The sequence below is a fragment of the Brevibacillus laterosporus DSM 25 genome (genome assembly GCF_002706795.1).
Taxonomy (GTDB): domain Bacteria; phylum Bacillota; class Bacilli; order Brevibacillales; family Brevibacillaceae; genus Brevibacillus_B; species Brevibacillus_B laterosporus.
In genome coordinates, this window is sequence record NZ_CP017705.1 from 1,022,328 (window position 1) to 1,034,722 (window position 12,395).

The 12,395-nt window shown below is 41.3% G+C and carries 12 protein-coding genes; 1 reads left to right on the plus strand and 11 read right to left on the minus strand.

The genetic code is table 11. The features are described 5' to 3' along the window. Window positions 1–221: 221 nt before the first annotated feature. The 10 genes from BrL25_RS04815 to BrL25_RS04860 all read right to left on the minus strand — a co-directional run bounded on the left by BrL25_RS04815 (window position 222) and on the right by BrL25_RS04860 (window position 9,431). A complete protein-coding gene (locus BrL25_RS04815) occupies window positions 222–1,136 on the minus strand; it encodes a BadF/BadG/BcrA/BcrD ATPase family protein (RefSeq protein ID WP_236847818.1) in 915 nt (304 codons plus the stop codon). Window positions 1,137–1,145: 9 nt separating this feature from the next. After that, window positions 1,146–2,234, minus strand: coding sequence for a DUF871 domain-containing protein (locus BrL25_RS04820; RefSeq protein ID WP_018673175.1), 1,089 nt, complete (start codon window positions 2,232–2,234; stop codon window positions 1,146–1,148). Between the two features lie 17 nt (window positions 2,235–2,251). Then, complete coding sequence (locus BrL25_RS04825) at window positions 2,252–2,587, minus strand: PTS lactose/cellobiose transporter subunit IIA (RefSeq protein WP_026315292.1); 336 nt, start codon at window positions 2,585–2,587, stop codon at window positions 2,252–2,254. A 49-nt stretch (window positions 2,588–2,636) separates the two neighbouring features. Then, window positions 2,637–3,791, minus strand: a complete 1,155-nt coding sequence (gene anmK / locus BrL25_RS04830) for an anhydro-N-acetylmuramic acid kinase AnmK (protein ID WP_018673177.1) — start codon at window positions 3,789–3,791, stop codon at window positions 2,637–2,639. Window position 3,792: 1 nt separating this feature from the next. Then, a complete protein-coding gene (locus tag BrL25_RS04835) occupies window positions 3,793–5,124 on the minus strand; it encodes a 6-phospho-beta-glucosidase (RefSeq protein WP_018673178.1) in 1,332 nt (443 codons plus the stop codon). Between the two features lie 77 nt (window positions 5,125–5,201). Continuing rightward, window positions 5,202–5,489 (minus strand): hypothetical protein, encoded by a 288-nt coding sequence (locus BrL25_RS04840; protein ID WP_018673179.1) that lies wholly within the window; start codon window positions 5,487–5,489, stop codon window positions 5,202–5,204. Between the two features lie 139 nt (window positions 5,490–5,628). Continuing rightward, window positions 5,629–6,906, minus strand: coding sequence for a PTS sugar transporter subunit IIC (locus tag BrL25_RS04845; protein WP_018673180.1), 1,278 nt, complete (start codon window positions 6,904–6,906; stop codon window positions 5,629–5,631). A 62-nt stretch (window positions 6,907–6,968) separates the two neighbouring features. Further along, window positions 6,969–7,274: a PTS sugar transporter subunit IIB gene (locus tag BrL25_RS04850; protein ID WP_018673181.1), complete on the minus strand. Its 306-nt coding sequence runs from the start codon at window positions 7,272–7,274 to the stop codon at window positions 6,969–6,971. A gap of 230 nt (window positions 7,275–7,504) precedes the next feature. Further along, window positions 7,505–8,404: an N-acetylmuramic acid 6-phosphate etherase gene (gene murQ, locus BrL25_RS04855; RefSeq protein ID WP_018673182.1), complete on the minus strand. Its 900-nt coding sequence runs from the start codon at window positions 8,402–8,404 to the stop codon at window positions 7,505–7,507. Between the two features lie 175 nt (window positions 8,405–8,579). Next, window positions 8,580–9,431: a MurR/RpiR family transcriptional regulator gene (locus tag BrL25_RS04860; RefSeq protein WP_018673183.1), complete on the minus strand. Its 852-nt coding sequence runs from the start codon at window positions 9,429–9,431 to the stop codon at window positions 8,580–8,582. A gap of 205 nt (window positions 9,432–9,636) precedes the next feature. Between BrL25_RS04860 and BrL25_RS04865 the strand changes: the two genes are divergently transcribed. Next, window positions 9,637–11,046, plus strand: a complete 1,410-nt coding sequence (locus tag BrL25_RS04865; protein ID WP_018673184.1) for a hypothetical protein — start codon at window positions 9,637–9,639, stop codon at window positions 11,044–11,046. 200 nt (window positions 11,047–11,246) lie between these two features. Here the strand turns inward: BrL25_RS04865 and BrL25_RS04870 are convergent, their stop codons facing one another. Then, window positions 11,247–12,248 carry a M23 family metallopeptidase gene (locus tag BrL25_RS04870; RefSeq protein ID WP_018673185.1) on the minus strand — a complete coding sequence of 334 codons (1,002 nt, stop codon included), beginning with the start codon at window positions 12,246–12,248 and terminating at the stop codon, window positions 11,247–11,249. Between the last annotated feature and the right edge of the window lie 147 nt (window positions 12,249–12,395).

Genomic DNA, 12,395 nt, shown 5'->3' on the forward strand with positions numbered 1-12,395 from the left:
TAGTGGGTAAAATACACTATTTAAGATACATCTTTAGCTAATTTCTTGGGTATTTTCACATATAGCTAATGAATTAGAACTGAAATATGAGACAATGGAAATAAAAAAGGAGCGATAGAAGGACAAATTCCTTTCTACTACTCCTGATAAACTTGATTATGGATTGTTTATTTTGTTCTATCCTACGTGGCCGTTTTGCTCTGATGCTCTATCTGTTTTGCTCACTGCTCACTCATTGCTTGCATTGCCAAATAATAAGCCCCTTTAGAAGAACAAACCTCGTCTATAACAAATACGGCGTCTGGTATCAATTTTTTTACTTCTTTGTAAAACGCCTTTTGGACAATGGTAATCTTGGTCAATACACTACCCTTTAGAGCAATGGAAACAGGTGCTTCAAACTTGGATTTATGATACAAACGAATCGTCATTTGGGCCAAATATTTTCCTGCCATCCGTAGAATTCGTTGCGCATTCGGCTCACCAGCTTCCGCTTCTCTCACAACTAATGGAGTTAGGGCTGCGATTTTATCCTTTGAAGAAGAATAGACAAAGCCTTTCATCTGTGCTGCCTTTTGGATCTTCAAATTTTCGACCAGCACCTGGCCTAATGAACTGTATTCAAGTCCACACTCTTCCTCTAGGATCAACTGACGTAGAGCTTCAATTCCAATCCAATATCCACTACCTTCATCACCTAGTAGATGCCCCCATCCTCCCGTCATCAAGCTTTGACCTTTGTGCACGCCAAGCGCTACCGCTCCCGTACCTGCTATAGTCAATATACCGTCTTTCCCTTGCAAGCAGGCCGCATGGGCAATTCGAGCATCATTTGTGATCGTGAGGGGTATCCCAAAACGCTCTTGTAGACTTGTTTCTACTACTTCCCGATGTGTTCCGCCCTCAATTCCGGCTAGCCCCAAAAATAAATAGACACATTCACTATCATCATCAATTGCACTCTGGCATTGTTCAATGGCTTGGATCATATGAGAGATAGCTGTCTCTGTATGCACCAGGACATTACCGTATCCGCTCTCTGCCCTAGCAAGCTCTGTGCCTTGAAAATTGTAGGCTACTGCTATTGTTTTCGTTCCGCCGCCATCAACTCCGATGATATAGGCCAATTTCTTCACTCACCTTATTTACGCTTTTTCCACAAACGCAAACTTACCCCATGGCTGTAATTGATCCAACAAGAAAATTTCTTCTTCAGCAATACGACCAACCACATTTGTTTTACCTGAATTCTCCATATCCTGCAAAGCTAATTGTAGTTCTCCTTTGTACTGTCCATATAGATTATTTTCCACCAGTACATCTCCACGGCGAATGTGTGGTGTGTTTGATGGTGGGAAATCCTCTTGCTTATATTTCACGCGAGACTGTGTGGAACGAATCAGGTAATCGGAAACGTCCCCACGATAAAAATGTGGCTCTTCTAATACAATCTTTTTCTCAAGAGATGTAATACTCTCATGTAGTTCGACCCTAAATGTTAATTTATTAGGATTCACTTCACTTACTTCACGCAGCTCAGACTCTGACGCATAAGCATTTGCGATAATGATATCGTCAATCAGCCCCATTGAATACAGGTGTTTAACCTGTGTACTAATAGGGAGCGTACGGTGCATTTCCAGTGAGCAAAGCCCCTCAGTCACGGGCCATGGTCCAAACGTAGCTGCCTGCGAAGTAACAAACGCCGCTGTTCGAATTCCTTTTTCTTTAAATTGTCTGCTACAAGCTTCAAAATGCTTCAATGATAAACCTGCATACCGATGAGGATAAAAGTTATGTGAGCCCAAAATATTATCTACTTGAGGCTGGTAGGTCATGATATTATCAATGTATTTCGTTCCACTGCTCATATTTAACTCAATTTTTAGCCCATATGGATTATAGGTCATCATCGCTTCTTCATGACCAGTAAATCCCATATCAAGACGAATGCCATAAGCACCTAGACGATGGAAAAAGGATAGATCATCATAGGAAATGCCCAGTTTACCAAAAACACGCGGTGCTATATCTACGATGACTTGCATACCTAGACTATTAGCATAATCAATGGTTTCCCTAAATTCCTGCACGATTGTCTCAGCATCACCCTCAACAGACAATAGGCAAGTAAAAATCCGTGTGAAACCATACCGATGGGCTAGTGCGATATACGCTTTGTCCTTCTCGACTGTACTATGTTCAGGGTAAATAGAGATACCTAGCTGATGCATACCAAACCCTCCCTTGTCTATTTTGAAGTCTCTGCTTTTACTTTTTGTAAAATACGAATCATATGCTCAATTAGCTTTTGCTCACTCATTGAGGTCATAAGATGGTCTTGTGCATGAATCATTAATAATGTCTTCTCCGCAGGTGTTCCGTTTAATTCAGCTTGAATTAACTCTGTTTGTGTGTGGTGAGCAAGTGTTAATTCTTCCTGTGCCTGCTTCATCAACTCAGCCGCTTGATCAAAGTTGTACTCTTCGGCTGCTGACAAGGCTTCAAAAGCAAGACCACGAGCATTTCCACTGTGGACGATAATTTCGAAAATGGCTGTTTCATTGTTATTGATTTCGTTGTTCATTTCGTTTTGCATCTTGATCCACTCCTATTCATATCCTACTTGCTATTCTTTACACTCTTCTCGGAGGATACGTTACGTTCCCCAAAATAACAGGTTCCCGGGCCCCTGTTGCAGTTGGTACATTGCTTGGCAGGCGGTGTAATGTTTCATGGGCCAACAACGCAAATGCAACTGCTTCCTTAGCCTCGGATGACAATCCGACATCTTCCTGTGTGATAACTTTGCACGTATTCCCCAGCTGTTGTTGTAACATGGAGAGTAGCGTTTTGTTATAGCTACCGCCACCTCCAATAATCACCTCATCCACCTGTAATGTGGGAAAGATAAATTTCTTGTAATGATAAGCAATGGAGCTAGCTGTAAACATCGTCATGGTAGCAAGTAAATCGTATGGGGATAGATGGGTATTTTCTCGTATGATCCTCTCTACAAACTGCTTCCCAAATAGCTCTCTACCTGTAGATTTAGGTGGTGCTAGCTGCATATAATCGATGCTCATACACTGTTCAAGCAACGCCTCATTCACAACTCCTTTAGCCGCCCATGCCCCATCCTTATCATAAGCTGTACCGAAGCATACTCGACATATCTCATCAATAATCATGTTACCTGGACCTGTGTCAAAGGCATACACATCATGTAACTGAGCTGCTTTAGGAATGACGGTTACATTACCAATCCCACCAATGTTTTGCAACAGCCGCGACTTCTCCTGATCTCGGTACATGATCAGCTCAGTGTAAGGTACAAGAGGAGCTCCTTGTCCTCCAGCAGCCATGTCCATGGTGCGAAAATTGGAAATGACAGTTGTGTTGGTACGATAGGCAATTATTGCAGGTTCACCGATCTGCAAAGTGGATGCTACATACTGTCCATTTGACTGGGGCTGATGATAGATCGTCTGACCATGGGAACCAATGACAGAAACACTGGTAAAGTCAAGCTGATTCCGCCTACAAATGGCTTCTACGGCATCAGCAAATAATTCTCCCAGTTTAAAGTTAAGACTACAAATTAACTGTACGTTCGAGCGATCAAGTGACAAGCTATCCACAATCTCCTCGCGCACAGACTGAGCAAATGGAAGTGTCATGAAATCAAGTAGCTTAACCTGTGAGTCATAACCCTTTCCATGAATATCGACCAGGGCTACATCAATGCCATCCAAAGACGTACCTGACATAAGTCCGATCACGTAGGCCATATCAAGCTTGCTCCTCTTTATAAAATTGAGGCAGATAATCACGATGTACCTCTAACAAATCATCTAGAACAGCCTTAGCTTTTTCATCACTTGGCACTAGAGGATTAATAGTTAATGCCAACAATGCTTTCTCATAGGAACCAGTCACAGCCGCCTCTGCTCCTACTCGTTCAAACGATTTAATCTGTTGAACAAGTCCATTAATAGCTGTAGGTAACTCGCCTACTGTGATTGGTTTTGGGCCTTCCTTCGTAACGATACAATTCACTTCTACAGCCGAATCATTAGGAATCCCCTGAATGGTTCCATTGTTTCTAACATTTAATGTCTGAATATCATTTGTTCCATTATACAAAGAGGAAATAAGGCTACATGCGGCATCACTATAATACGCACCACCTCGTTTTTCCAATTGTGGAGGTTTTATTTGTAGATGTTCATCCCGATATAGCTCAAATAGGTCGTCTTCCAACCGTTTTACTACCTCTGCTCGCGTGGTTCCTGATGCGAATGCTTTTAATTCCTCTACTAAAATATCTTGTGTTTTATAGTAGTAACGGTGATATGGGCATGGGATCACTCCTAATGCTTGCAAGAAAGCTGGTTCCCAAGGCATTGGAGCAATATTACGCATAGATAATTGTTTTTCCGGGTCAGCCAACATGTGCAAGACCTGCTCGGTTACATCCTTTCCATCAACAGTAGCCCGAAGTCCATATACAAGATGATTAAGTCCAGCAAAATCAATATGAAGTCGTCCTACATCAATATCAAGCATCTTTGCTATCGTCATCTTTGTGGTAATAGGTACGTTACAAATACCAATGACTTTAGAATGCTTACCATAACGCAATAAGGCTTCTGTTACCATACCAGCCGGATTGGTAAAGTTAATTAGCCACGCATTCGGACAAAGCTCTTGCATATCCTCGGCGATTTGTAACAGCACAGGTATCGTACGCAATCCTTTAAATAATCCACCTGCTCCATTTGTTTCCTGGCCAATCATGTTATGCATTAATGGAATCCGTTCATCCTTAATCCGCGCTTCCAGTAATCCAACCCGCATCTGTGTCGTAACATAATCAGCATCCCGTAGAGCTTCCCTGCGATCCAACGTTAGATGAATCTCCATCGGTACTTCCGCTTTTTTGACCATGCGTTTGGCTAATTCACCCACAATGTGTAGCTTCTCTCGTCCCTCTTCAATATCTACCAGCCATAATTCACGGATTGGCATTTCAGCATATCTCTTAATAAAACCTTCCACCAACTCCGGAGTATAGCTAGAGCCGCCACCGATCGTTACAATTTTAATCCCTTTTTTATTCATCTTAGTTTCTCCTCTCTGTCCCATTTCTCCTATACTTTTTCGTAGATTTCTAGTCTTTTGAGGAAATATTGGTAATCTTAATACAAGTAAACGAGATAATAACTAGCCGCCGTACAAACCACCAATGAACCGATGATAAATGTGATGGCCTGCTTACGACTTTTATATTTGCCTTCAAAGTAGAGCATGACCATGCTAACTCCTATGCCTCCAGCCAAGCTATTTACTAGAAACAGACTTGCTCGTTGGGATAGTCCCAACCACGTCAGGAGCGGGGTGAGTAGCAAATTTAAACCCACAACAAACGTAAAAAAGAAAAAGGCGCTTTTCCAACGAAATTTCATAAGCTTGTTGCTCTCTTCCATTGTCCATTCCTCCCCTATATGTCGTAGAACCCTAGTTACTTATTCCTCATGTATGCTACTAAAACAAAAGAGACGTGGACAAAGAATGCCATAAGCTCCCTTTGCTCCACGTCCCTCCTCTCTTTATCTTACATCATGTTTAGATTGTTGCTGTTTCCTCAGCTTCTCTTTCTTGTTCCACTACTTTTTTGTCATACATTTTAAAGAATGGAATGTAGACAAGGAATGAAATTAGGATATTAATTACGACCAGTATAATGGCTCTCCAGTCCCCACCAGTTGCCAGATAAGCTCCAATTGGTGCTGGCAGTGTCCACGGTACCATGATGTAGGTCGGATTCACCAACCCGAGCACAGTAGCATAATACGACAAGGAGGCTGTAATAACGGGAACAATAACGAAAGGTATAATCAGCACTGGATTTAACACAATTGGCATCCCGAAAATAACTGGTTCGTTAATATTGAAGATCCCTGGTACAATGACAGTTTTCCCTAATGTCTTGTGATAGTTTGATTTGGCAAACAACAGCATGCATAGGACGAGACCAAGTGTCGCACCAGATCCCCCAACCCAGATAAACCATTGAAAGAAGGTTTCAGGTGCCACGTGCGGAATCGCTTGACCTGCGGCAACGGCCTCAGCATTTTTGGCCAAATACACTTCCCATAGTGGACGGGCAATCGTACCTACAATGGAAACTCCATGGATACCAAATGCCCAGAAGAAAGTAATTAAAATGACTGGGATTAAAATACCTGGTAAGCTATCTCCTGCTTTAACTAGCGGTGCAATAATTTTATCAACAAGTCCATGTAAATCAATTTTGAAGACAACAGTAATGATTGTCATGACCAGAAGTACTACTGCTACTGGAATCAAGGCTTCAAAGGAACGTAGCAAGGAAGGTGGTACCTGATCTGGAAGTTTTATCATTAAATTGCGCTGTTTACAGAAACGCAGCACCTCTACGGCAAAAATAGAAGCTAGCATCGCTACGAACAAGCCGTGTCCGCCTAGATTGGTCATAGGAAGAACAAAACCTACACCATCCATCACTTTAGGCGCAATCGTCATTAGAAATGCCATGATTGCTAATTGTGAACCGGCCAACGGATCAAGATTATAGCTCTTCGCTAGATTATGCCCGATCCCAAATGAAATGTAGAGCGACATGATAAACATCGTCAAACGATAAGGAATTAGAATTTGACCTGCATTCTCTTTTGCCCACATGGTAATTGCCCAATCTTGTGGCAACGGTGGAAAAGCGATGATTAAGAAGAAACTACCTACGATAATAAATGGTAAAGCGGAGATAACCCCGTCGCGGATTGCACGTAAATGTCGTTGTTCAGCGATACGAGCAATAGGACCTGACAAGTGTTTATCTAGAAATTGCACAAAAGCGTCCATGTCTTACTTCCCCCTTTACTCCTGCGTACATCCTCTTTACAAGAAATGTTCTAGGTGTCTGATTACTTTGCTACTTCTTGTACTTTTTTAAATAATGTTGCTCCACCAAGTGGTGTGTAGCCTTGAGGTGGAATCAGTTCGCACGGCACTCCCGCTACATCCGCTTCTTGTTTTAACTGATCAAAACGGTGACGTACCTGAGGAGCTACCATGGCTACATTCCAGCCATTTTTCACTTCCTCAGCAAATTCTTGTGTACTGACAGCCTTCACTTCCATCTCTACCCCATGCTTATCTGCCTCTTTTTTAAGAGCGTTTACCACAATAGCACTGGACATCCCTGCGGAACATACGAATAATACCTTCATTATGATTCCTCCTTTTGCATGTATGAAAGTTTTTTGTAACCTTTGATGGATAAAGCACTTGCTACAAGAGCGGGGGAAGCCCTTGGATACCAGCAGTTAGGTTTATATACAAACCTGATGATATCGGAATACTTTTCGATAGCTGCTTAGTACCTGCCTTTAGTGTTACACCCCACTATGCATGTTGTCGAATCGATTTGTTTATAATGGTTGTATTTCTACTTGCGTCACTATTCTGACGGTTGCTGTAGGGCATGCTGGACAAATCCTTCATACTTTTGCAAGCGCTCTAGCGCTTCTTCATACTCACATCCAGCTAAAATCATCACGATTGCTGCTTTTACATTCTTGTTAGCCTTTTCATAGAATTGGGAAGCGTGCTCGTAACTGACCTCTGTAGCCTGCATGATAATCCGTTTGGAACGTTCCACCAGCTTTAGATTAGTTGGCTGAACATCTACCATCAGGTTTTTATACACTTTGCCAACACCAATCATCGAACAGGTAGAGATCATATTTAACACGAGCTTCTGTGCTGTTCCCGCCTTTAGTCGAGTGGAACCAGTCAAGATTTCAGGACCCGGAACTACCTCGATTGCTACATGAGCAAAATGACTAATTTCCGCACCCTTATTGCAAGCGAGGCTGGCCGTGCTGGCTCCTACACTGCTCGCATACTGAAGAGCGCCGATAACATAAGGTGTACGTCCGCTGGCAGCAATCCCGATAACGGTGTCTTTGTCAGTTAATCCAATGGCTTGCAAATCATTTTTAGCAAGCTCAGCATTATCCTCGGCACCTTCCACCGCAACGACAAAAGCCTCTTTGCCCCCAGCAATCAATCCTTGTACCATCTCAAAATCAGTACCAAAAGTAGGAGGGCATTCCACTGCATCTAGGATTCCTAATCGCCCGCTGGTACCAGCCCCTATATAAATGAGTCGCCCACCTTGTTTAAAGGATCGGATCACTAGCTGAATGGCTCTTTCGATCTGTTCCAGTTCAGCTGCAATGGCGAGTGGTACCTTTTGATCTTCTTCATTCATGATTTGCAATACGTTTAGGATCGTCATCTGGTCCAAATTCATCGTTCTATTATTACGTGTCTCTGTTACCAATTTCTCCAGCATGCGCTCACCTTCTACTCCTATTTTGTTTCCGCTTTCATTTTACCACTTTGAAATAAAACGTCAATTATTTTATTTAATTTATGAATCAACATTTCATTATTGAACAAAAAAATAGGTAGGCAAAAGAGCAAGGATGCAGCATAAAGGCAAGCATCCGCGCATCTAGTCTCCCTTCCTACCTGCTAGACTTTAATACCTCTTCACGAATTTCATTAAAGTGCTCAATTACCGTTTCTCCTATTTGATTAAACACGCTGACATATAAGGCATCCACAATCGTTAAATGCATGATTCTGGAAGCAAAACTACCTACTCGAAAATCCTGTTCAATGTTTGGCGTACATAGTTTAATATCAGCTTCTTTATACAAAAGAGACTTCGTTAAATTGGTAATAGCGATCACAATCACTTGTTTCTTTTTAGCAAAACGTACAATTTCCAGTACCTCTTTTGTATTACCACTTACGGAAATAGCAATCAATACTTCCCCTTTTTTCATATTGGACACTACCGGAAGCATCATATGAAAATCGGTGGTCATCTCAGAATAATAGCCGATTTTTCTAAACTTATGACAACCATCCAAAGACACCACTGAAGAACCACCTACACCATAAAAGACGACGCTTTTCGTCTGTAAAATGGCCTCTATGGCTTTTTCTAATTCCCTTTTATCGAGAGAAGTTGATATTTCCTCAATCGCAGTCTTATTGTGATACTGGACTTTTTGAAACAATTCATATGGCTCATCCTGCTTTTTAATGATGGAGAAGTCGCTCATATTCATATCTGAGCGGGTTAAATCCCGAACTAGTGCCAACTTAAACGCCTGAAAGCTACTCATCCCAATTGATTTACAAAACCGAACGACACTCGCTTCGCTTGCCCCCGATTGTTTGGAAATTTGTTTTGTTGTCATGGTTGGAATTAATTCGGCATGATTCACAATATAGCTTGCTACTTTTTTCTCTGCCTGCGTAAAGCTACTTAACTGACTTTCAATCTTGCTTACAATCATGGAATGCATCTCATTCTCCTCCGTTCTTCTCTAGTTTTACCACATCTTACCTAGTTTGTAATAGTAGAAACTAATCTATTAGGATAAATCCACAATTAAATTTTTATATTAAATTCAAAAAAATGTAATAAATAAGAATGGAATATTATGTAATTTATTGATAATATAGTATTCAAGATGTTAATTTCATCACAAAGGGAGGTTTATTATTTATATGTTAAAAAAAGTGTTATTATCGGTCGCTATTCTCTTTACAACCGCTTTTAGTAATGTAAGTTTTGCCAAAGAAGTAGTAGAAGAGAAAGAACATGTGAAAGAGCAAGAGACAAAGAAAAAGCAAGACAAGTCCCTTATTAAAGAAGTAGATTTAGGCTCAGAAAAGCTAGGAAAACCTCTAGGAGATAAGCTAGTTGTTGAAGAAGGTGCAGAAGACCTACTTGAGCCTGAAGAAAAGACTGTCGACATTGATGACACTCTGTCAACCGCCAAAAAGAAAAAATCCGCTACTGCCGAAACTGAAGCAGAAAATACGGACGCAAATAACGCGAAGCCAATCACGATCGATTCCATTCACTCGGGTACCATCAATAAGGAAGGCGAAATTAGATGGTATGCTTTCTATAATACTAAGCCTGGAAAATTAACCGTTTTCCTTCAAACGGTTCGCTCCACTGACGTCAATTATGATCTGCATTTCTTTAAATTAAATGAAAATACGATGAAACTTGAAGAAGAAATTATCTCCTCCTATCAAGCGGGGAAAAACGAACAGGTTGCCCGCATCGCCCCTGAAGGCTATTACTACATAGCCGTAAACTCAGTTCAAGGCTTTGATACAGCTAATACATTTGCTCTCGTAGTTAAACACTCCACTACCTACGACACCTCTGAACCCGATGACAACGCATGGCTCGCTCATGAGAAAGAATCCACCACCTTTACCAATACCCAAACCATTGATAACCCATTCGATGAAGATTGGAGCTACTTCCACGTACTAGAACCAAAATCAATCTCTGTCACTTTAAACAATCAAATTCCAGGTACCGTTTATCGTGCAGATATATTAGATGCAGCAGCAAATGTACTTGCTAGCCTCGATCAAAACAAACAGTATCTCATTAATTTCCCTAAAGGTGACTATTTTGTCCGTGTTCTCTCTTCATCAGGCTATAGTGATTCTCAGACCTATACGTTAAGTGTAAAAGACCAATCAGTAGCTAGCTCTGTTGTCATCAGTAGCATTAACTCAGATGGAGGTGTGGAAGGATTAGTCGATTATTCACAGGGAAAAAAATGGAGAATTAAAAATAATATTACCGTACATGGAAAAGCATTCGATGCCAATGGTTACCCTGCTTATAACGTTCCCATTACGGTTTATGTCGTGACGCGTCTGAATAATACAGTCTATTCAGGTACAGGAACAGCTGATGCGAATGGTAATTTTAGTATCGCTGTTAACGGAATTGGTCCAGCTATCGGTCAGAACACCCACTACCTCTACTCATTTATACACTATTATGATGTGATTCCGCTTGTAGTAGCAAGTGGATCAACGAAGCTGAATTCTAATGTAGACAGTGTCTATCACTTCGCTTACTCGATTTATAATAGAAGCTAATAAATCCCTATCTGTGTAGAAAAAAACGTAGCAAGAAGCTTTATACTCATGCTTCTTGCTACGTTTTCTTTATTTCTTGCAATCAAAATTAAAATGTTATTTATAGTTCATTTTGTTGGTTCTCTGATAAACCAATGTAAATCTATGATGTCCCGGCAAAAAAAGCTGCCGAGGTATCTCGACAGCTTTCACGTAAAATTCTATGAGCCCTTCTTCATGATCTCGCCACGTATCGGGTTGACATTCCCTTCCCATTTAATACGAACTGACTTATTCTCCATAACCTCAGGTGAGTTAGAGACTTGAAAATGAATATGTGCCTCACTAGAATTACCTGAATTTCCACACAGGCCGATGACCTCGCCTCGTTTTACCTGATCTCCTACTTTTACTGTAAGAGATCCTGTTTTTAAATGTGCAGTGACACTGTACTCGCCATTCCCATGGTCAATAATCACATGATTACCGAGCAGTTGTGTTTTATTCGTCGTGCCAACTGGGTCATTATCAGGGATTTCGTTTTCCACCTTGACTACCTTTCCGTCTGCCGCAGCACTTACCTCCTGCCCGTAAGCATAGTAGCTCTCATTCTTAGTAGGGTCACCCTGATGGGACTTTCCTTGCTTCATGATAACCAAATCGTAGGCATAGCGTTGACTTTCATAATCATAGTGATAGTTAAATAATTCATTGGTCCCTCCCCAGAAGACAAACCAATCCTGTTTGAGAGGGGGAGAATAGACATTTTTGGTGAAGGTTTGATCCGTCTGTGGAAAAGTTTTGAGCGGCATAATTTGAAGCCCCCCAATTTTTTGTTGTTGGTCAAATATAGAACTTAATCCCTTTGTCCCACTTTGATCAAGCCACAGATATTGCTGTTGTCCATCACCTATCGGTACAGTAGCCTGTAAAGTATAGCCTGTTATTCCTTCCTGAAAAGGATGGGCAATTTGTTTTAGCTGCTCTAGGCTTACTTGCTGCTGAAATTCCTGAGACATTTGTGCATGGATCCGCTCATACTCTTCGTGTAAAAATACATCACCTAATTGCTTGGGCTCGATGGGCTGCATAGTGCTTCCAATCTCCTTTTTTTGCACTACTTGTTCTTTCCCAGACTGATTAACCATCTGTTGTTCGCAAGCAGTGAGACTTATCCCCACCACAACTACTAAAAGAATAGGTTGGCAAATAGATCGTTTCATGAATAAACCCCTCTCGAAATTTTCTCTATAACCATATCAAAATAACATTACAACTCACGAAACTCTGCCTTACGAGTAGCTTACTTTGTACCCCTGTCCTCCTACTTCCCTCCTTTATTCGTTAAGACTGAGTTAAGATCGAGTGTC

Bases quoted from the DNA above. Each gene is read 5' to 3' on its own strand.
- BrL25_RS04820 (WP_018673175.1), bottom strand. From the start codon at position 2,234: ATGCATCAGCTAGGTATCTCTATTTACCCTGAACATAGTACAGTCGAG.
- BrL25_RS04825 (WP_026315292.1), bottom strand. From the start codon at position 2,587: ATGAACAACGAAATCAATAACAATGAAACAGCCATTTTCGAAATTATC.
- anmK (WP_018673177.1), bottom strand. From the start codon at position 3,791: ATGGCCTACGTGATCGGACTTATGTCAGGTACGTCTTTGGATGGCATT.
- BrL25_RS04835 (WP_018673178.1), bottom strand. From the start codon at position 5,124: ATGAATAAAAAAGGGATTAAAATTGTAACGATCGGTGGCGGCTCTAGC.
- BrL25_RS04840 (WP_018673179.1), bottom strand. From the start codon at position 5,489: ATGGAAGAGAGCAACAAGCTTATGAAATTTCGTTGGAAAAGCGCCTTT.
- BrL25_RS04845 (WP_018673180.1), bottom strand. From the start codon at position 6,906: ATGGACGCTTTTGTGCAATTTCTAGATAAACACTTGTCAGGTCCTATT.
- BrL25_RS04850 (WP_018673181.1), bottom strand. From the start codon at position 7,274: ATGAAGGTATTATTCGTATGTTCCGCAGGGATGTCCAGTGCTATTGTG.
- murQ (WP_018673182.1), bottom strand. From the start codon at position 8,404: ATGCTGGAGAAATTGGTAACAGAGACACGTAATAATAGAACGATGAAT.
- BrL25_RS04860 (WP_018673183.1), bottom strand. From the start codon at position 9,431: ATGCATTCCATGATTGTAAGCAAGATTGAAAGTCAGTTAAGTAGCTTT.
- BrL25_RS04865 (WP_018673184.1), top strand. From the start codon at position 9,637: ATGTTAAAAAAAGTGTTATTATCGGTCGCTATTCTCTTTACAACCGCT.
- BrL25_RS04870 (WP_018673185.1), bottom strand. From the start codon at position 12,248: ATGAAACGATCTATTTGCCAACCTATTCTTTTAGTAGTTGTGGTGGGG.